This is a genomic window from Streptomyces sp. NPDC002787, from assembly GCF_053592095.1.
The window spans coordinates 235658-255901 of record NZ_JBSFVC010000002.1 but is presented as its reverse complement, the minus strand read 5'-3'; the positions used below and the strand labels follow the sequence as shown (position 1 = coordinate 255901).

The window sequence follows — 20244 nt, the reverse complement described above, 5'->3', positions numbered from 1 at the left end:
TCGGTAAGGTGTTCGTATGCGAACAGGTGCGCGCCGCAGGATGGGCGTGGAGGAGCGGCGGCAGCAGTTGATCGGGGTCGCCCTCGACCTGTTCAGCCGGCGCTCGCCCGACGAGGTCTCCATCGACGAGATAGCGTCGGCTGCGGGCATCTCACGCCCGCTCGTCTACCACTACTTCCCCGGCAAACTCAGCCTGTACGAGGCGGCGTTGAAGCGTGCCTCCGACGATCTCGCGAGCCGTTTCGTCGAGCCCCGCGAGGGTCCCCTCGGCGCCCGCCTGCTCCGCGTCACCCACCGTTTCTTCGACTTCGTCGACGAACACGGCCCCGGTTTCGCCGCCCTGATGCGCGGTGGCCCCGCCGTCGGCTCGTCCCGCACCAACGCCCTCATCGACGGCGTACGCCAGGCCGCCTATGTCCAGATCCTTTCGCACCTCGACATGGACACCCCGCCGGCCCGCCTCGAACTCGTCATCCGCTCCTGGATCTCCCTGGCCGAGTCCACGGCCCTGCTCTGGCTGGACGGCCGCCGCATCCCGAGACAGGAACTGGAGATCCAGCTCGTCCACGACTTCGCGGCCCTGGCAGCCGTGAGCGCGGCCCAGGACGAGGAAATGGCGGCGTTGCTCCGCAAGATGCTCGCCGAGGAACCCCAGGAGGGCCCGTTCAGCGATCTGGTCGGGCGCCTGGTGGCTTTGCGCGCCTGAGCTTCTCGTCTAGCTCTCGAACTTCCGGTACGACGGGTCGAGGTCCCGCACCTCCGCCGACGCGTGGAACGCCAGCCCCTCCCCCACCTTCACGTACTCCCGAAGCAGCCCGAGCACGTTCTCCGTCAACGTCACCTTGGTCTCGTCGGTCCGCCCCGCGAGCAGCCCGAGCGTGACATGCGCGATCGCGTGGCCGTCCGTGTCGGGCCCGACCACCGTGTCCTCGGTCGCCCGGAACTGCGTCTTGCACGCCTCCGGCTTCGCGGCGGCGGTCCGCACGACCTCCTCGTGCAGGGCCTTGGCGAACGCGGGCCGGTCAAAGCCCTCGGCGAGTACGGCGGAGTAGTCCACGGTGATCTGCGGCATGGGGCGCCCCTTCACAACAAGGTCAGCGACCAGGTGAACAACCAGGTCAACAACAAGGCAACCCCGTCAGCCTAGCCGCAGGCGCAACGCCAGCATCGCGATGTCGTCCTCCCGGTCCCGCCCGAAGCAGTGCAGCAGGGTGTCGCACAACGCGACCGTCCCGGGCGGAGCGTCCGCCGCGGCGGCCCGCAGCTGCTCCAGGGAGAGCGACAGATCGATGCCCCGGGTCTCCACGAGCCCGTCCGTGACCATGAGGAGCCGGTCGGTCGGCCACAGCACCGTCTCCGTCGGCTCGGGCCGTTCGAGGCCGAGGCCGAGGAGCGGCCCGGCGGCCTTCACATACTCGGCCTCGCCGGTCTCGTGGACGATCAGCGGCGGTATGTGGCCCGCGTTGGCGACCCGTACCCGCCCGCCGGCCGGATCGACGAGAGCCAGGCAGACGGTGGCGGTGACGTCGGGGTGGTAGTGCTGGAGCATCCGGTCGAGCCGCTCGGCGAGTGCCGTGGGGTCGGACTGTTCCACGCAGTAGGCGCGCAGGGCGTGCCGGATCTCGACCATCACGGTGGCCGCCTCCAGCGAGTGCCCGACGACGTCGCCGACGGCCGTGAGGACGCCGCCGGGCGTGGAGAGGGCCGCGTAGAAGTCGCCGCCGATCTCGGTCTGGCGGGACGCGGGGACGTACCGGACGACGACTTCGAGGCCGGGGAACTCCGGTACCCGCTGGGGCAGGAAGCTGTGCTGGAGGGTGAGCGCGACATGGCGCTCGACCTGGTACATCAGGAGGGGCTGCGCGGCCAGGGCGGTGGCCTGGGCGAGGCGGGCGACCAGCCCCGTGGTGCCGGGTGTCGCGGTGCCGGTGCCGCGCAGGGGCGTGGCGACACAGACGGGCGTGCCGCCCTCGGTGCGGGCCAGGACCAGGCGGGCGTCCTCGGAGACGCCGGGCCGGAAGAAGCCCGCGGGCCACAGGGGCGCGGGGACGACGGTGTCGTGCGGGCCGGGCTCGCCGTCGGTGATGCGGCGCAGGAGCCGGGCCACCGCCTCGTGCGCGCCGGCGCCGGGAAGGGTGGTGCGGGCCCTCGCCCGGGAGGTGCCGCTGTAGAGGTGGCCGTCCTCGCCGAGCACGAACACGGCGGCGGGCGACCGGGCGAGCCTGGCGGCGCCTTCGGCGGCGGCCCCCGCCAGCTCCTCCAGGGTGCGGGCGGCCTGGACGTCGACGATGGTCTCGGACAGCAGGGTGAGCCGTTGCACGAGGGCCTCGGCGCCGTTGCGCATCCGGGCGCCGCGTACGGCGGCCCGGACGACCGCCTGGATCTCCTCGGGTTCGGCGGGGACCGTCAGATAGGCCTCGCCGCCCGCGTCCAGTCCCCGGCAGCGGTCGCTGGGGGCGACCGCCGCGGCGGAGAAGTGGACGACGGGCAGCGCGGCCGTCGGGGGCCGGGCCTTGAGGCGGCGGCAGAGTTCGAAGCCGCTCATGTCGGGCAGGCCCACGTCGACGAGGGCCACATCGGGCAGGACGCCCGAGCGGAGCCGCAGGTCGAGTTCGGCGAGGGCCTCGCCGGCGCTTGCCACGGGGACGACGCTGTGCCCGGCCCGGCGCAGTACCGCGCCCATCGCGTACCGGCTGGCGGCCGCGTCGTCGACCACCAGCACTGTGGTGCTTGCTTCGTCGGCCATCAGGCTCATGAGGCTCTCGTTCGGGTGGCGCAGGCCCACTCCACCTGCACCACCCAAGCTAGCGCCCTACCGGTCGGATCGTGCGAATACCGCCACGGTCCGCCCCGGAACGACGAACGTCCCCGATTCCGCTTCGTAAGAGGAGTCCCGGACGGTAGAGTCCGCACCCGCTGCCTGCACCTGATGCAGGGCATATGCCGTCCCGGCCAGGTCCGTCACCGTCTGCTTCCGCTTCTCGGGGGTCGCGTTGAAGACGACGACGAGGTCGCCGAGTTCCATGGTGATCACGCCGGGGGTCTCGTCCTTCCCCGACAGCGGGAAGGACAGTCTCGACTGCACCTGTCCGGTCGTGTCGAGGGAGAACACGTCCTCCGTCGTACGGATCCTCAGCAGGTCCCGATAGGCCGCCGAGGCTCCCTCGATCTGCTCACAGCCGACCCCGACCGAGGTCAACAGGGGCTTGGCGTAAGGCCACTTGGACTCGTTGTCGGCCGCCGGCGGCAGCCCGCGTCCGAAGCCGTTGCCGTCCCGGCAGTCCCAGTGGATCGCGTTGAACCAGTCCCCGCTGTCGTAGGAGTTCCGGTCGAGCGACTTGGAGCGCAGCAGGTCGGTGCCCGCCTGGGAGAGCGCCGGGCCCTGGGAGAGGGCGGCCGTCGCCATGGCGAGGACCTGCATACGGGCCCGGTCGCTCGCGCTCGTCGACTTCGGCAGCTTGAAGGCCAGCGCGTCGAACAGGGACTCGTTGTCGTGCGCGTCGACATAGGCGAGGGCGTCGCCGGGGGCGTCCGCGTATCCGGCGGCGACGCCGTTGTAGTCGACCTCGGAGCCCTTGACCTCCTTGCCGCTGGTGTCGGTGAACCGGTAGTGCGCGAGGTTGCCGCTCAGCCCGACCTTGATGAGGTCCTGGTAGTGCAGCAACCGGGCCTTCTGCTCGTCCGAAGTGCCGTTGTTGGCCGAGGAGTTGGGTTCGGTGTAGAGGCCGGAGGCGAAGCCCTGGACGCCGGGGTCCTCGTCGAAGGGGCCACCGCCGCGTACGGCGTCACGGGCCCGGTCGGAGAAGGTCGCGATGCCCGTGCCGGCCATGTTCTTCTGCGTGGCCTGGGTGAAGCGGGCGTCGTCGGCGACCTCGCCGAAGTTCCATCCCTCCCCGTACAGGATGATCTTCTTCCCGTCGACGCCGTCCTTCTCGATCGTCAGCGCGTCGAGGGCCTTCCTGACCGCCAGGATGTTGGCCTTCGGGTGGTGCCCCATGAGGTCGAAGCGGAACCCGTCGACCTTGTACTCCCTGGCCCAGGTGACGACCGAGTCGACGACCAGTTTGCCCATCATGGTGTTCTCGGGCGCGGTGTTGGCGCAGCAGGTGGAGGTGGCGACCGAGCCGTCGGCGAGGAGCCGGTGGTAGTAGCCGGGGACCACCTTGTCGAGGACGCTCTTGTCGGCCTGACCGCTCGCGGGGGTGTGGTTGTAGACCACGTCCAGCACGACCCCGAGACCGTCGTCGTTGAGCGCCTTCACCATCTTCCGGAACTCGACCGTGCGGCGCGTCCCGTCCGGATCGGTCGCGTAGGAGCCCTCCGGGACGGTGTAGTGGTACGGGTCGTAGCCCCAGTTGAACCCGTCCTTGGCCGCGGCCTTCGCCACGCACGCCTGCTGCTGGTCGGAGTCGGCGGCGTAGGAGCCGAGGTCGCAGTCGACGGTCGCCTGGTCCGCCTTCTTCTCGGGGATGGTGGCGATGTCGGCGACGGGGAGGAGATGCACGTACGACGTTCCGGCCTTCGCCAGTTCCCGCAGGTGCTTCGAGCCGGCGCTGCCCTTGTCGGTGAAGGCGAGGTAGGTGCCCTTGTCCTTCGCGGGGACGGTCCTGTCGTCGATGGAGAAGTCCCGGACGTGCAGCTCCTGGATCTGCGCGTCCTTGAGCGGTACGGCCTCGGGCTTGGTGTACGAGGTCCAGCCGGCCGGAGCGAGCGACCTGTCGTTCAGGTCGACGACGAGGCTGCGCTCGGAGTCGGCGGTCAGGGCGACGGAGTAGGGGTCGGTGACCTTGTTGGTGACGACCTCGCCGACGCTCGGCGCCCACACCTTCACGACGTACCGGTAGGGCTTGTTCTTCCACGACTTCGTGCCGGTGACGGACCAGACGCCGGTGGCGTCGTCCCGCTTCATGGGGAGGGTCCGGCCGTCGAGTTCGAGGGACACCGTCCGCGCGGTGGGTGCCCAGACGGCGAGCGTGGGACGGCCGTCGCGGAAGGTCGGGCCGAGGTCCGCGTCCGCCGCGTCGCCGTAGAGATCGTCGAGCACGCCGGCGATCTGGACGCCCGTCGCCGTGAGCACGGCTCCGTTCGCGGCCCGTTGGGAGGCCACGACCTGTCCCCGCAGGGCCTCACGGACCCGGTCGCGGTCGCGCGGGTCGACGGTCCAGGCGGTGTACGACTTCAAGTGCGGGAACCGCGCCCTCTGGGCGTCGGTGAGCGCCGACTTGCTCAGGCGCAGCCACCGCTCGTCGGTGCTGGTGAGGGTGCCGTCCTTCGCGGTGATCGAGCCGGTGCGGGAGTACAGCAGCTGGGTGGAGGCGGCGGTGTCGTCGCCGTTCCAGGCGAGGGTGCTCCGGTCGATCCAGACCGCCTTGGAGGTGGTGAGGTCGAGCGCTGCGGCGGACCCGGCCGACTGCGGGAGGAGGTACTTCTCCTGTCCGCTCAGCAGCCACACCTCGTGCCCGTTGGTCTTGAGGTCGAGGGCCTGGTCGGCGGAGAGGTCCTTTTCGTCGCCCTTGTGGATGATGTAACTGAGGCTGGTGGCCCCGTCGGTGAGGGGCACCTCGAAGACGGCCCCGTAGGCGTCGGTCCGCACCGGCTCCAGGGGCTTGGACCAGTCCGTGGGGTCGGCGGCGCCGGACCAGACGTGCAGGCCCCAGCCGTCGTAGTTTCCGTCGGCGCGGTGGTAGTGGAGGACGGCCTTGGTCCTGTCCTGCTCGGGGTAGTCGGCGGCCGGTCTCTCCGTCAGGACGGCCTCCTTGCCCTGCTCGACCCAGATCTCCCCCGTCCTCGTCACGTCGATCGAGCGGTCGGCGGAGACGTCCTTGGTGCCGTCCTTGTCGATGACGAGGTAGTCGACGCTGGTGGCACCGGGCTTGAGCTTGACGTACGCGAAGGCGCCGTACGCGTCCCGCCCGACGAAGTCGTGCCCGTCCGGCCAGGTCGTCCCCTCGCCGTCCGCGATGCCGCCCCAGGCGTACAGCCGCCAGTCGGTGTAGTCGCCGTCGGCGCGCTTGTAGTGGACGATCGCGTAGTCGCGGGAGGAGGCGGTGGGGACCTCGGGGGCGGGCGGGGTGCCCGTGGTGGAGGTCGCGGTGGCGCTCGCCGTACGTCCGGTTCGGTCGATCACCACTGCTTTGTACCGCAATGCGGTGTCGGCCGGAACGCCCTCGCCGATGGTCTGGGTGACCTTGTACGGGGCGTGGTCGGCGGAGCCCAGCGTTCGCCAGTTGCCGTTGCCGACCTGGGCGGCGAAGACGACGCGGTTGAGCTGTCCTCCGTCGACGTCCGCGGTGATCTCGACCGTGCCGGTGGCGCCGGTGGCCGGGGCCTTGAGGGCCAGGGAAGGCTTGGTGGCGGGCTCGGCGAGCTTGCCGGCGGCCCTGAGGACGATCGCGGAGCCGGCCGGGACGGTGACGGTGACCTCGCGGTCGGCGTCGCTCCTCACCCGCGCGGTCGTCCCGTAGACGCCCTTGAAGGTCATGTGGGCAGACCCGGTGGCGAAGGTGGCCGTCCTGGCGTCGTCCGCGTTGTTGAAGGCGACGACGTACTCGGTCCCCGACGTGGCGTCGGTCCGGGAGAAGGCGTAGACGCCCGCCCCGTCGGCCGCGTACCGCTCGGTCTGGACGCCGTCGGCGAGGGCCGGGTGGGCCTTGCGGAGCTTGGCGAGCGCGCTGATCCGCCGGTAGAGCGGCGCGCTCGTGTCGTACGCGTCGGAGGCGTGCGTACGGGTCGTGCCGAGCTGGTCGTCGTCCAGGTAGTCGGCGGTCTTCGAGGCGAACATGGTCTGGCGGGCGTCCTTGTCGCCGCCCGCGCCGGTGAAGCCCTGTTCGTCGCCGTAGTAGACGACGGGGTTGCCGCGGCTGAGGAACGTCAGCTCGTTGGCCAGCCTGCCCTTGGCGAGCAGTTCGGTGTCGGTGGCCTTCGGGTTGTCCTGCCGGAGGAAGGTCCCCATCCGCCCCATGTCGTGGTTGCCGAGGAAGGTGACCTGCTCGTACGCGTTGGCCTTGTCGGTCGTGTACTTGTAGTCGTCACCGAAGACCGAGGCCAGCTTCTTCGCGCTGCCGCCCTGGGAGGCGTACCCCCGTGCCGCGTCCTGGAAGGGGAAGTCGAGCGTGGAGTCGAGGCGGCCCTGGGTGACGTACGGGGAGGTCACGGACGTGTCGGCGGAGTAGACCTCGCCGAACATGAAGAAGTCGTCGCGGCCCTTCTTCGCGGCGTACGCGTCGAGCGCGGTGGCCCACTGGGTCCAGAAATCCGTGTTGACGTGCTTCACGGTGTCGATGCGGAAGCCGTCGATGTCGAAGTCCCGCACCCACTTCTCGTAGATCTTCTCCATGCCGGAGACGACCTCGGGACGCTCGGTCCACAGGTCGTCCAGCCCGACGAAGTCGCCGTAGGTGGCGGACTCGCCGGCCCAGGTGGAGTCGCCCCGGTTGTGGTACATCGTCGGGTCGTTCAGCCAGGAGGGGACCTTGGCGTTTTTCTCGGCGGCCGGGACGACGGGGGTCCGGGGGAAGGAGTCCCGGTCGACGGATGGGAAGTTCTTCTCCCCGTCCGCGTAGTCGGCGTCGTCGAAGGGTTTCCCGTCCTTGGTCAGATACGGGAAGGCGCCCTTCGACAGATAGTCGTAGGACTTCTCCTCGTAGTCGACGACGTCGGCGGTGTGGTTGGTGATGACGTCGAAGAAGACCTTCATGCCCTTGGCGTGGGCCTTGGAGATGAGGGTCTCCAGGTCCTTGTTGGTGCCGAAGTGCGGGTCGACCTGGGTGAAGTCGGTGATCCAGTAGCCGTGGTAGCCGGCGGAGGCGTTGGCCCCCGTCCCCTGCACGGGCTGGTTCTTGAAGATCGGGGCCATCCAGATGGCGGTGGTGCCGAGGCCCTTGATGTAGTCGAGCTTCCTGGTCAGGCCCTTGAGGTCGCCGCCCTGGTAGAAGCCCTTGTCGGTGGGGTCGTAGCCGGTGGCGAGGCGCGAGCCGGTCAGCCCGCCCTTGTCGTTCGCCCTGTCCCCATTGGCGAAACGATCCGGCAGGACGAAGTAGAACTGCTCGCGGGTGAGGTCGTGACGGGCGGCGGTCTTCGCCAGCTTCGCGTCGGACGGCGGTGCGGGCGGAGTCGCGGCCCCGGCGGCGAGGGGCTGGACGAGCGCGGCGGTCAGCGCGGTCACGGTGACCGCGCCGACCGCTGTCACCCGTCCGGCGTGGGCGGTTCGGCGCCTCGACGGCGTCGGCCATCTCGGTATCACAGATGGGCTCCTTGCGATGACGGCTCTGGTGGGTCCGACCCCGCGCGACCGTATCGCCGCCGAAAGCTTTTCAGCAAGAGGCTTGAAAGTAACGGAAAGTACTTTCAGGCGTGGATGTCGTGCTCAGCAGCCCCGGCCACCACGGTCGGCGTCTGCTCAGCAGCTGGACTTGCCCGCGTAGATCGCCAGGGCCGTGTTGGAGCCGAGGGTGGCGGTGAGCTGGCCCGCACTGTTCACGGTCACCGTGGTGTTGTTCTGCACGTTGCAGTACGTGCCGGCCGGAAGGGAGGTCTGGTAGGTGCGGCTGAGGCTGCCGGACTCGTGGTTGAGGGCGACGAAGCCCTTGCTGCCCCGGCCGAAGGCGATCGCGTCGTTGCCGTTGTCCCACCAGTTGGTGACGGCCTCACCGCGGGTGGCGTTGCGGAAGGGGACCATGCGCATGATCTCCGGCCAGGCGTGCTGGCACTTCCAGCCGTTCCGCCAACAGGCGCCGACCGCACCACCGTTGGGCGGGCCCGCGTCATGGTCGGTGAACTCGTAGCCGGAGTTGATGTCGGGCGCGCCGTACGGGTAGGCCAGCATGAAGACGTTGGCCAGCGTGTAGTTGGCGCCGTCCTTGTAGCTGAGGGTGGAGCCGTTGCGCTCGGTGTCGTGGTTGTCCACGAAGACACCGGCGACGGAACTGCTCATGTAGCCCCAGCCCTCGCCGTAGTTCTTGAGGTAGGCGAGGTTCTCGTTGTTGAAGACCCGCTTGAGGTCGAAGGCGTACCGGAACTCCTGCACGTCCCCGTTGCCGGTGTACTCGCCGGGCTGCACGGCTTCCCCGGAGCCGTAGATGGCCTCCTGCTTCCAGTACACGGAGGTGTTGCTCAACCGCGACTTGATGTTGGCCAGGTCGGCGGCCGGGATGTGCTTGGCCGCGTCGATGCGGAAGCCGTCGACGCCGTAGCCGAGCAGGGTGTTCATGTAGCCGGCGATGGCCGAGCGGACGTAGTCCTCACCGGTGTCCAGGTCGGCGAGCCCCACGAGTTCGCAGTTCTGGACGTTCGCGCGGTCCTGGTAGTTGGTGATCCGCGCGGTGCAGTTGTCGAAGTCGAAGGACGAGTACAGGCCCGGGTAGTCGTACTTCGTGTACGACGAGCCGCCGGTGCCGGTGCCGCTCCCGGCCGCCATGTGGTTGATGACGGTGTCGACGACGACCTTGACGCCGGCCGCGTGACACGTGTCGACCATGCTCTTGAAGGCGGTGGCGTCCCCGAGCCGCCCGGCGATCCTGTAACTGACGGGCTGATACGACGTCCACCACTGCGAGCCCTGTATGTGCTCGGCGGGCGGCGAGACCTGGACGTATCCGTACCCGTTCGGGCCGAGGGTGTTGGTGCACTCCTTGGCCACCGAGGCGAAGTTCCACTCGAAGAGGACGGCGGTGACGTCCTTGGTCCCGGGCGGCGACGCGTACGCGCTTCCCGCGGGCACCGCGAGCGCGATCGACGCGCCCGCCGCAAGGGCGAGCGCGCCGGAGAGGGTTCTGCTGGTCATGTGTGGGGCCTTCTCCGTTGAAGGGGTCCGAAGGGGAGGGTTTCCGGGGCCGTGGCAAGCCCATGCAAGATCCGTTGCCGTTTCTTGCTGCAAGATGGCTGAAAACTTTCAACGGACAGGAAGGTACGAGTCCACTTGTCAAACGGTCAACCCTCCCGACACACCTTCTTCACGCCTACGAAATCCCTTCACCGGGTGGGGCGTTGGGATGGGGCGCCGGGGTGGGGCGCCGGGGTGAGGTGGCTCAGGCGAAGGCGGCGGGTGAGGTGGCGAGCAGCCAGGCCAGGGCGATCCGGGGAACCGTGGCGCCACGACGTTCCGCGACCTTGGTGATGCGGCCACCGGCGAGGTCGGCGAGGTCCGTGAGACCGCCGCCAAGGGGGAAGTAGGACTCGAAGGCGATTCCGGCCTCCTCGCAGGCGGGCCAGGAGAGCGGCCAGGCCGCCATCCCCAGCTCGACGCCGAGAGCCGAAAGGTCCTGGGCGCGCGGGGGTCGGGCGCCGCGGACGAGGCTGCCGCACGGCGACTCGGCATGTCCCTGCGAACGCCCACCAGAAGCGTTCGCCCATTGTTCACCCAAATGTCGCCATGACGGGCCCCCTCAACGGCTCCCACATAAAGTTGGACCAACTCGAAAGGTGGCTCAACTAATGGATGGTCCTCTTCGAGAGCTCACTCAGCGCGAAGTAAGGGAATCGGGGCAGGGTTCGCCTGCCGATGGCGCTTCCCTCTACGACGCCATACGCGACATGTGCGTGTATGGATCCGAATTAGAGGAAGAAAAACACAGGGCCAAGGTCGACGGAGCGTTCCGCCGGCCATGAGGAGAGTGGGGTGAGGTGGAACTGGGCCGTATAAAAGCGGCCCAGGGAGTATCCGCCACGGGCGGAGGCTTTTCATGACCGTGGAGCAGCCCAAAGAATTCGGCTCACACCCGGAGGAACCCCGAGGGCGCACCCTGGGCGACAAGTACTTCAAGGAGTTCGCGGGACTTGTGCATGTGAGCCTGCGGAGCTGGTGGTGGGGGGAGCCCCTGGCCGCGGTGTGCGGCGCGGCGGGCGGCGCCTGGCTCGGTCACGACGGCGACCTGCCGATGGACGAGACCCTGGGAGTCGCCGTATCCATGGTCGGTGTCATCATCGGGTCCGTTTTCGCCATCCTGGCGATGATCACGCGCGCCTGCGACAACACGTTTCTACGGAAAGCGAGAAAAGCGGGCATCCTCCCCATCACCAACTACCTGTGGCCGTTCTTCACTGTCATCGCCATGGCTGTCCTGTCCACTGTCTTTCTCCTGGTGGTGGCCGGAGTTTCCGAGGACGCCCCGACGCCGCTGCGCATGATGGCCGGGGCGGCGGCGGGTTTCTGCGTCCTGTGGACGCTGGCCAGTCTCCTTCCCGCCCTGGGGGCGCTCGTCGTCTTCACCCGCCTCATCGAGAAAACCTCCGGGATTGGCGACTGAAGGCAGCGGAAAAGACCGCTGGTGACCGCGGCGATGCCCGCCGCTCCCGAAGGGGCGGCGGGCATCGTGAGCGACCGCGGGTTCCTGCGAGGACCGTTCTCGCGGGATGCTCAGGCCGTCGTCCACCACACCGTCACGTCGCCCGGCAGCTTCGCCTCGCCCTCCGCCACCGTGACCTCGCCGCTGGCGATCAGGACACGGCCGTACGCCGGGATCGTCACCGCCTCACCGGTGGTGTTCGCGACGCAGACGAACTCTCCCCGGCGGAAGGCCAGGACGCCCTCAGGCGCCTTCAGCCATTCGACCGAGTCGCCCGCGCCGAGGCCGGGCTGCTCGCGGCGCACCGCCAGCGCGGCCCGGTACAGCTCCAGGGTCGAGCCCGCCGCCCCCGTCTGGGCCTCGACACTCAGGTCGGCCCACTCGGAAGGCTGCGGCAGCCAGGAGCCGCCCGTCCCGAAGCCGTACGACGATCCCGCCCGGGTCCACGGGATGGGGACCCGGCAGCCGTCGCGGAAGCCGTCCTGGCCGGCGCCTCGGAAGTACGCCGGGTCCTGGCGGACCTCGTCCGGGAGGTCGACGACGTCGGGGAGGCCCAGCTCCTCGCCCTGGTAGACGTACGCCGAGCCCGGGAGAGCCAACATCAGAAGGGAGGCGGCGCGGGCGCGGCGCAGGCCCAGCTCGCGGTCGCCCGCGAGGCGGATCTGCGTGCCCAGGCCCGGCTCGTTCGCGAAGCGGGTCGCGTGGCGGGTCACGTCGTGGTTCGACAGGACCCACGTGGCGGGGGCGTTCACCGGGCGCATGGCGTCCAGGGTTCGGTCGATGACGACCTTCAGCTCGGCCGCGTCCCAGTCCGTGCTCAGGTACTGGAAGTTGAAGGCCTGGTGGAGCTCGTCCGGGCGGACGTAGTTCGCCGTGCGTTCGACGGTCGGGGTCCAGGCCTCGGCCACGAAGATGCGCTCACCCGCGTACTCGTCCAGGACCCGGCGCCACTCGCGGTAGATCGCGTGGACGCCGTCCTGGTCGAAGAACGGCATGACATCGTTGCCCAGCAGTTTCAGCTGGTCGTGGGCGCCCAGGTCCGGGAGGCCGTCCGCCTTCACCAGGCCGTGGGCCACGTCGATACGGAAGCCGTCGACACCCATGTCCAGCCAGAAGCGGAGGATCGAGCGGAACTCGTCCCCGACCGCCGGGTGGTCCCAGTTGAAGTCGGGCTGCTCGGGGGCGAAGAGGTGCAGGTACCACTCGCCCGGGGTGCCGTCCGGCTCGGTCACCCGCGTCCACGCCGGGCCGCCGAAGATGGACTCCCAGTCGTTGGGCGGGAGTGCGCCGCTCTCGCCCTTGCCCGGCCGGAAGTGGTAGCGGTCGCGCAGCGGGGAGCCGGGGCCCTCCGCCACCGCCCGCTTGAACCACTCGTGCTGGTCGGAGGAGTGGTTGGGGACCAGGTCGACGATGATCCGCAGGCCCAGGTCGTGGGCGTCGCGGATCAGGGCGTCCGCGTCCAGCAACGACCCGAACATCGGGTCGACCGCGCGGTAGTCGGCGACGTCGTAGCCGGCGTCGGCCTGCGGGGAGGCGTAGAAGGGGCTGAGCCACACGGCGTCGATGCCGAGGTCGCGCAGGTACGGGAGTCGGGAACGTACGCCCTCCAGGTCGCCCATGCCGTCGCCGTTGCTGTCGGCGAAGCTGCGCGGATAGACCTGGTAGATCACCGCGTCGCGCCACCAGTCGCTGCGCTGGGCGACGGTGGCGACGGCGGAGGTCGGGGCCGTGTCGGCGGAGTGCTGCTGGCTCATGGCGTCCTTGGTGCGTAAGGGAGTCATCGGGTCGGAGGTAGATACGGGACGGGTGACAGAGGCGGCCGCGGTGTCAGCGGGGTCGGAGGGACACCGCGGCCGCCACCCGCGCCTGGAAGGGGCGCGGGGAACTGCGCGACCAGCCACGACGAGAGCCGCGGACAAGCGACGGCCCAGCGCGGCTCAACCGGCGGTCAGCCCTTGGTGCCGCCCGCCGTGAGCCCGGTCACCAGGTTCTTCTGCACGAGGTAGAAGAACGCGGAGACGGGGATCGCGACCAGTACCGCCGTGGCGGCCATCAGGTTGCGCTGGGCGTCGTGTTCGCTGACGAAGCTCTGCAGACCGACGGCGAAGGTGTACTTCGTGTCGGACAGCATGAACGTCGAGGCGAAGGCGACCTCGCCGAACGCGGTGATGAAGCTGTAGAACGCGGCGACCGCGAGGCCCGGCTTGGCCAGCGGCAGGATCAGCCGCGCGAACGTGCCGAAGGGGGTCAGCCCGTCGACGCGTCCCGCCTCGTCGATCTCGAACGGGATCGTGTCGAAGTAGCCCTTGAGCAGCCAGGCGCAGTACGGCACGGCCGTCGAGCAGTAGACGAGGATGAGGCCGAGATAGCTGTCGATGAGTTTCAGTTCGGACAGGATCTCGTACATCGGCACCATCAGTACGGCCACCGGGAACATCTGCGTGACCAGGAGCACCCACATGAACTTCCGGTAGCCCGGGAAGCGCATGCGCGAGACCGCGTAACCGGTGGTCGCGGCGATCAGCACCCCGATGACGGTGGTGCCGAGCGAGACGACGAGCGTGCTGACGAGCCAGTCGAAGAACGGCGTCTCCTGGAGGACGAACGAGTAATTGTCGAACGTCATCTTGCCGAAGATGCGCCCCGGATGCAGGTAATCGTCCTTGTCCGGGCCGAGGGACAGGAAGACCAGCCAGGCGATCGGGAAGAGCGCGACCAGGCTCGCCACGACGAGGATGGTGTGGGAGACGAGGGTGCCGGCGAGGCTGTTCTCGCCGCGTCGGCGTGTCCCGCGGGGCACGGTCGCCGGGACGGCCGACCGGTTCTCGGGAGCCGTGGGCTTGACGGTCGTGGTGCTCATGGGGGCTCCTGCCTCAGATCGCGAGCTGCTGCTCATCGCGGTTCAGCCAGCGGCGGTAGACGGAGGTGAAGACGATCAGGATGGCCAGCAGCAGGATGCCGTAGGCCGCCGACTGCGCGAAGTCACGCGGCTGCTGCCCGAAGCCGAGGTAGTACGCCCAGGTGACGAGGATCTGCGCCTCGGGCGCGGTGTCGCCGAACAGCAGGAAGATGACGGCGAACTGGTTGAAGGTCCAGATGACGCCGAGGAGGACGACGGTGGAGCTGACCGACCGCAGGCCCGGCAGGGTGACGTAGCGGAAGCGCTGCCAGGCGCTCGCGCCGTCCATCTCGGCGGCCTCGTAGAGCGAGGAGTCGATGGACTGCAGTCCGCCGAGCAGCGAGACCATCATGAACGGCACACCGCACCAGGTGTTCACCATGATCGCGGCGAACCGCTGCCAGAAGGTGTCCTCCAGCCACAGCGGGGTCGGCAGGTGCAGCGCTTCGAGGCCGGCGTTGATGATGCCGCCGTCGGCGAGCATGAACCGCCAGCCGAACACGGTGACGAAGGTGGGCACCGCCCACGGCAGGACCAGGATCAGCCGGTAGAAGGTGCGGCCGCGCAGCTTCTGGTTGAGCAGCAGCGCGAGGCCGAGACCGATGACGTAGTGCAGGGCGACACAGAGGGCCGTCCAGAGAATCGTCCAGATGAAGTGCGACCAGAAGCGGTCGTACGAGGTGGGGCCCCACAGGATGTCGGCGTAGTTGTCGAAGCCGATGAACTCGTAGGTGGCCTCGATGTGGTTGACGCCGATGGTGCGCGCCGAGTTCAGGCTGTTGGCGTTGGTGAGCGTGAGATAGAAGCCGCGCACCAGGGGGTACACCACGAGGACGCCGAGGACGACGACCACGGGGGCGATCATCGCGTACGCGTACCAGTAGCGCTGGTACCCGTGCTTCAGACGCGTCAGCGGACCGGGGCGCCCGCCCGGCTCACCGCGGCGCTTGCCGGTCGCGCGGTCGATGGCGACTGTCATCGTTCGACACCTTCTGGAAGATCACTGGGGGGAGCGGGGCGGGTACGGGCCGGTGGCCGCCGCATCCGTCCCCCGATGGGACATCTCGGATGCGGCGGCCACGCGGGGTCACTTGCTGAAGTCCGGGACCAGCTTGGCGATCGCGGTCTCCGCGTTGCTCAGGCCCTTGTCCAGGGACTCCTTGCCGCCGGCGATCGCGAGCAGTTCGGAGTCGAGCGGGCCCCACAGGGAGCTGTACTCGGGCAGCTCGGGGCGCGGCTGGGCGGCGGCGAGGACCGTCTGGTAGCCGGCGATGCCCGGGTCGGCCTTGACCTCGGCGGTGTAGGCGTCGTCACGCGTGGGCAGCGTGGAGTTCTTCAGGGCGATGGTCTCCTGGGACTTCGCCGAGGTCATGAAGTTGACGAACTTCAGCGACGCCTCCTGGTGCGCCTTGTCCGAGCCGGCGTAGACGGAGAGGTTGTGACCGCCCGTCGGGGCGCCCGGCTTGCCGGTGGAGCCGGCCGGGACGGTGGCGATGCCCAGGTTGGCCTTGTCCTTGAACGCCGAGCCCTTGTAGAAGTTCGTGATCTCCCACGGGCCCTGGATGATCGAGGCGACCTTGCCGTTGACGAAGGCGTCCTGGATGTGGGCGTAGGCGTCGGCGGTGGTGTCCGCCTTGTGCAGGCCCTTGCCGTCGAAGAGGTCCAGCCAGGTGCCGTACGCCTTCTTGGCCTCGGCGGAGTTGACCGTGATCTTCTTGGCGGCGACGTCGACGGTGTCGGTGCCGTCGCCGTAGAGGAAGGACTGGGCGTAGTAGGCCTGGGTGGAGCCCCAGTAGCCGTCGACGCCGGTCTTGTCCTTGATGGTGGCGGCGGCCTTCTTCAGGTCGTCCCAGGTCTTCGGGGCCTCGACGCCGGCCTTCTCGAAGAGTTCCTTGTTGTAGACCAGCGCGAGGGTGTCGGTGACGAACGGGACGCCGTAGGTCTTGCCGTCGTACTGGGCCTGCTTGATCAGGCTGGGCTGGAACTTGTCCTGGTCCGCGAGGGCCTCGGTGCCGTCCAGCGGCGCGAAGAAGCCCTTCTTGGCGAAGGCGGGTGTCCAGCCGACCTCGGAGCGCAGCACGTCCGGGGCGCCGGAGGCTCCGGCGGCGGTGTCGAACTTGTTCTGCGCCTGGTCGAAGGGCACGTTGACGTACTTGACCTTGATGTCCTTGTTGGCGGCCTCGAACTCCTTGACCAAGGCCTTGTACGTCGGTGCCTCATTGGTGGCGTTGGAGGTGTCCCACCAGGTGATGGTGACCGGACCGTCGGCCGAGTCGCCGCTGTCGCTTCCGCCGCAGGCCGTCGCCGTGAGGGCGATCGACGCCACCAGCGCGGTGGCCGCTATGCCACGCCGCATGAGATCTCCTTGAGGGTGAAAGCCCGTGTGCTGGGCAGAGGGCCCCGTCCGCCGCTGCTGCCGAGTGCCGGGGCGCCGAAGGGGGCCCCTCCCGCTCGAGTCGGTTCGAGAGTGGGGGACGCCGCCGGGCGTGGCCGAACGTAACAGCGATGTAAGCGGTGCGAAAGGTCTTGCAGCAAAAAAGCGCAAGAAACGCTGATGGTTACTCCGTCGTGACCTGTGCGAGACCACCAGGGACCTTGCGGTTTCCGGTGATCAGCACGTACGGGAACGGGTGTGCAAGACTCTGCAAGCTCTTGCCATCACTTGCGAGGACGGGAATCATCACCCCGTCAGCGCCTTGCGGACGTGGGGCACCGGACACCGACCAGAATCACGAGGGACCGCGATGACGCAGCAGCCCGCAGCGGGCCGCACCCCCGCCCGCACCCGACGCCGGGCCGGTGGGCAAGCGCAGGCCCGGCCGGTACAGTCCAGTGCTGTGACCACACGGCTTGCCGACATCGCGGCCCAGGCGGGGGTCAGCGAGGCGACTGTCAGCCGCGTCCTGAACGGGAAGCCGGGCGTCGCCGCGACCACTCGCCAGTCCGTTCTGGCCGCCCTGGACGTCCTGGGGTACGAGCGCCCCGTACGTCTGCGTCAGCGCAGCGCGGGTCTGGTCGGCCTCATAACCCCGGAGCTGGAGAACCCCATATTCCCGGCGCTGGCCCAGGTCATCGGGCAGGCGCTGACCCGGCAGGGCTACACCCCGGTCCTCGCCACCCAGACCCCCGGGGGTTCCACGGAGGACGAGCTGACCGAGATGCTCGTCGACCGTGGGGTGGCCGGCATCATCTTCGTCTCCGGTCTGCACGCGGACACCTCCGCCGACATGCAGCGCTACGAACAACTGCGGGCCCAGGGCGTGCCGTTCGTCCTCGTCGACGGTTTCTCGCCGAAGGTGCAGGCCCCGTTCATCTCCCCGGACGACCGTGCGGCGATGTCCCTCGCGGTGACGCATCTGGTGTCGCTGGGGCACACGAGGATAGGTCTGGCCCTGGGCCCCAAGCGCTTCGTCCCGGTCCAGCGCAAGATCGAGGGCTTCGTCCGTACGATGCAGGACCAGTTGGGCCTGAAGGCGGCGGATGTCGAGGCCGATCTCGTCCAGCACTCCCTCTACACGCTGGAGGGCGGCCAGGCGGCGGCCATGGCGCTCATCGACCGCGACTGTACGGCGGTGGTGTGCGCGAGCGACATGATGGCGCTCGGCGCGATCCGGGCGGCCCGGCAGCGGGGTCTTCAGGTGCCGCGGGACGTCTCGGTGGTCGGCTTCGACGACTCCCCCCTGATCGCCTTCACCGATCCTCCGCTGACGACGGTCCGCAAGCCGGTCCCGGCGATGGGGCAGGCGGCGGTGCGTACGTTGCTGGAGGAGATCGGTGGGACTCCGGCGCCGCACAGTGAGTTCGTGTTCATGCCGGAACTGGTGGTGCGGGGGTCGACCGCTTCGGCTCCTGGGGACCGCTCTCGTACTTGAGAAGGAGAAAACGGGTGGCGATGCGATACGTGCGTAGGAGATGTCCCCTCGTGGTACCCCGAAGAACGTGCGCAGTGAACCCGACCAGAGGATGATCGGTGGGGAACGGCTTTTCTGGCAGACTCTGTGCCCATGGGTGACTCAACCGTGACGACACTGGAGGAAGGCCGGGAGCAGGCCGCTCCGCGGTCCGTCATGGGCGCGCCGGGGCAGGGGTCCTTGCACCGGCTGAGGGCTCCGCGTCGCCCGCGCTTCTGGTTCGAGATCCTGCTGATCGCGGTGAGTTACTGGACCTACTCGCTGATCCGCAACGCGGTCCCCGAGCAGAAGACCCAGGCGCTCGACAACGCCGACTGGATCTGGAAGGTGGAGCACCACCTCGGGATCGCGGTCGAGGAGACCATCAACCACGCCGTGAACTCGGTGACATGGCTGATCGTCGGCATGAACTACTACTACGCGACCCTGCACTTCATCGTCACGCTCGGTGTTCTCGTGTGGCTCTACCGTAGTCATCCCGGTCGTTACGCGGCGACGCGTCTGGTGCTCTTCTCCACGACCGCGGTCGCCCTGGTCGGCTACTACTTCTACCCGCTGGCCCCGCCCCGCCTGATGACCGGCGAGAACTTCGTCGACACGGTCGTCGTCCACCAGACGTGGGGCTCCATGGCATCCGGCGACCTGAAGAACATGTCGAACCAGTACGCGGCGATGCCGTCCATGCACATCGGCTGGTCGCTGTGGTGCGGGCTGACGATCTTCGCGCTGGCGTCGGTGCCGTGGGTGCGGGTCCTGGGTCTGCTCTACCCGGCCCTGACCCTCGTGGTCATCGTCGCCACGGCCAACCACTTCTGGCTGGACGCGGTGGGCGGAATGCTCTGCCTCGCCTTCGGGTTCGCGGTGGCCCGCCTCTGGTACGGGTCACTGCCGCACGCGCTGCCGCGGTACGTGGCGGGCAGTGACGGGGCGCCGTCGTTGGCACCGGTCAAGCTGTAGCCGCGCGGGCGGGTTCCGTTAGCCGCGGGCCCGAGGCGTCGGCGGCCTGCCTCAGCACGCGGACGAAGGTGCGCAGGGCCGGTCGCGGCGGTGCCGTCTCCCGTACGGCGGCGTGGATGGAGCGCCGGGGTTCCGGGGGCTCCGGGGGCTCCGGGGGCTCCGGGGTGGACGTGACCGCCCTGGTCGCGGTGGCCGTCCTGGGGGTCTTCGGCACCGGGGTGGCCTTCTACCTGAACTACCGGCTGATCGCCGACGAGGGGGCGGCGAGCGCGGCGACGGTGGGCTATCTGCTGCCGGTGGTGTCGGTCGCCCTGGGGGCGCTGTTCCTGGACGAGAGGGTCGGGCCCCGGGTGGTCGTGGGGATGGTCGTCGTCCTGGCGGGCGTGGCGCTGCCCCGTGCGCACCGGGCTTCGGGCCGTGTGTGGCTCAGGATGCCCCCAGGTCCCCGCGCCCCCGCCCCCCTCGCGTCCTCGCCGCGAACGCCGCCGATCTGCCTGGCCGGGCGGATGTACGCGCGGCGGACCGGGCAGGGGTCACTTCGAGAAGGTCCGTAGCCGCGTCACCCGGTGTCCGCCCTGCCGAGTGACCGAGCCAGCACAGCCACGCTGATCGGTACCGCGACGAGGAAGCCGACGAGGAATCCGACGCCCGGGTGGGCCGGCGAGGGCAGCGCCCAGTTCGTCGCTCCGGACACGAGCGGGGTCACCGTCGCCAGCGCCAGGAGAGCGACGACAACGGCACGCCACCGCGGCGGGCGCCCCGCGTGATACAGCTCGGCCACGGGCCCGATCGCGGCCATGCTCGCCAGGAGCGCGACGAGACCGGGATCGGGCAGCCACCCGAACGGCCACCCCACCAACGCGACGACCCCGGCGAGGGCGAGACCGGCGAGTTCCAGCACGACGGTGGTCACCACCGGCTCCGACGACACCACCGCCGCCCACGAACGGCGCCGTGTCGAGCCGCTCCCGCTGTCCTCCGCATCGGCCATGCCCGCAGACTAGCCGTGGACATGACGATCAGGGCCCTGTCAGGACAGCGGTCCGCGCCTCGTGCACCGGTGCGCCGCACCGGGCAGAGCGCCGTCACCCCCTCCGCGCCACCGGACCCACCCGGGCAGTGCCCCGTGAAACCCTTCCGCGCCACCGGACCCGCCCCCGGTCGCCCAGCGCTTCTCCCCGACTCTCCGGTTAGG

The 20244-nt window shown here is 69.3% G+C and carries 15 protein-coding genes; 5 read left to right on the top strand and 10 right to left on the bottom strand.

The features are described 5' to 3' along the window. Window positions 1–16: 16 nt before the first annotated feature. Window positions 17–706: a TetR/AcrR family transcriptional regulator gene (locus tag ACWD26_RS03260; protein ID WP_451265678.1), complete on the top strand. Its 690-nt coding sequence runs from the start codon at window positions 17–19 to the stop codon at window positions 704–706. 9 nt (window positions 707–715) lie between these two features. Here the strand turns inward: ACWD26_RS03260 and ACWD26_RS03255 are convergent, their stop codons facing one another. The 5 genes from ACWD26_RS03255 to ACWD26_RS03235 all read right to left on the bottom strand — a co-directional run bounded on the left by ACWD26_RS03255 (window position 716) and on the right by ACWD26_RS03235 (window position 10229). Continuing rightward, entirely contained in the window at window positions 716–1072 is a 357-nt protein-coding gene (locus ACWD26_RS03255; protein ID WP_451265676.1) for a 5-carboxymethyl-2-hydroxymuconate Delta-isomerase, read from the bottom strand. A 66-nt stretch (window positions 1073–1138) separates the two neighbouring features. Next, window positions 1139–2746, bottom strand: coding sequence for a SpoIIE family protein phosphatase (locus ACWD26_RS03250; RefSeq protein ID WP_451265674.1), 1608 nt, complete (start codon window positions 2744–2746; stop codon window positions 1139–1141). 66 nt (window positions 2747–2812) lie between these two features. After that, a complete protein-coding gene (pulA, locus tag ACWD26_RS03245) occupies window positions 2813–8242 on the bottom strand; it encodes a pullulanase-type alpha-1,6-glucosidase (RefSeq protein ID WP_451265672.1) in 5430 nt (1809 codons plus the stop codon). Window positions 8243–8398: 156 nt separating this feature from the next. Beyond that, on the bottom strand, window positions 8399–9781 hold the full coding sequence (locus tag ACWD26_RS03240) for an alpha-amylase (protein ID WP_451265670.1): 1383 nt from the start codon (window positions 9779–9781) through the stop codon (window positions 8399–8401). A gap of 244 nt (window positions 9782–10025) precedes the next feature. Further along, window positions 10026–10229 (bottom strand): hypothetical protein, encoded by a 204-nt coding sequence (locus ACWD26_RS03235; RefSeq protein ID WP_451265668.1) that lies wholly within the window; start codon window positions 10227–10229, stop codon window positions 10026–10028. Between the two features lie 450 nt (window positions 10230–10679). On the opposite strand from ACWD26_RS03235, the gene ACWD26_RS03230 reads away from it, so the two are divergent. After that, window positions 10680–11243, top strand: a complete 564-nt coding sequence (locus ACWD26_RS03230) for a hypothetical protein (protein ID WP_451265666.1) — start codon at window positions 10680–10682, stop codon at window positions 11241–11243. Between the two features lie 110 nt (window positions 11244–11353). Here the strand turns inward: ACWD26_RS03230 and ACWD26_RS03225 are convergent, their stop codons facing one another. The 4 genes from ACWD26_RS03225 to ACWD26_RS03210 all read right to left on the bottom strand — a co-directional run bounded on the left by ACWD26_RS03225 (window position 11354) and on the right by ACWD26_RS03210 (window position 16537). After that, the gene (locus tag ACWD26_RS03225; protein ID WP_451265984.1) at window positions 11354–13036 is read right to left on the bottom strand and encodes a glycoside hydrolase family 13 protein; all 1683 of its coding nucleotides are present in this window, start codon (window positions 13034–13036) and stop codon (window positions 11354–11356) included. 194 nt (window positions 13037–13230) lie between these two features. Further along, entirely contained in the window at window positions 13231–14142 is a 912-nt protein-coding gene (locus ACWD26_RS03220; protein ID WP_451265664.1) for a sugar ABC transporter permease, read from the bottom strand. Between the two features lie 13 nt (window positions 14143–14155). Further along, the gene (locus tag ACWD26_RS03215) at window positions 14156–15160 is read right to left on the bottom strand and encodes a carbohydrate ABC transporter permease (RefSeq protein WP_451265662.1); all 1005 of its coding nucleotides are present in this window, start codon (window positions 15158–15160) and stop codon (window positions 14156–14158) included. A gap of 108 nt (window positions 15161–15268) precedes the next feature. Beyond that, window positions 15269–16537, bottom strand: a complete 1269-nt coding sequence (locus ACWD26_RS03210) for an extracellular solute-binding protein (RefSeq protein WP_451265660.1) — start codon at window positions 16535–16537, stop codon at window positions 15269–15271. Between the two features lie 481 nt (window positions 16538–17018). On the opposite strand from ACWD26_RS03210, the gene ACWD26_RS03205 reads away from it, so the two are divergent. The 3 genes from ACWD26_RS03205 to ACWD26_RS03195 all read left to right on the top strand — a co-directional run bounded on the left by ACWD26_RS03205 (window position 17019) and on the right by ACWD26_RS03195 (window position 19603). Then, window positions 17019–18053, top strand: a complete 1035-nt coding sequence (locus ACWD26_RS03205; protein WP_451265658.1) for a LacI family DNA-binding transcriptional regulator — start codon at window positions 17019–17021, stop codon at window positions 18051–18053. Window positions 18054–18185: 132 nt separating this feature from the next. Beyond that, a complete protein-coding gene (locus ACWD26_RS03200; protein ID WP_451265656.1) occupies window positions 18186–19049 on the top strand; it encodes a phosphatase PAP2 family protein in 864 nt (287 codons plus the stop codon). Between the two features lie 68 nt (window positions 19050–19117). Next, window positions 19118–19603 (top strand): EamA family transporter, encoded by a 486-nt coding sequence (locus ACWD26_RS03195; protein WP_451265654.1) that lies wholly within the window; start codon window positions 19118–19120, stop codon window positions 19601–19603. Window positions 19604–19608: 5 nt separating this feature from the next. On the opposite strand, the gene ACWD26_RS03190 is transcribed toward ACWD26_RS03195, so the two are convergent. Then, window positions 19609–20040, bottom strand: coding sequence for a hypothetical protein (locus tag ACWD26_RS03190; RefSeq protein WP_451265652.1), 432 nt, complete (start codon window positions 20038–20040; stop codon window positions 19609–19611). Window positions 20041–20244 lie beyond the last annotated feature (204 nt).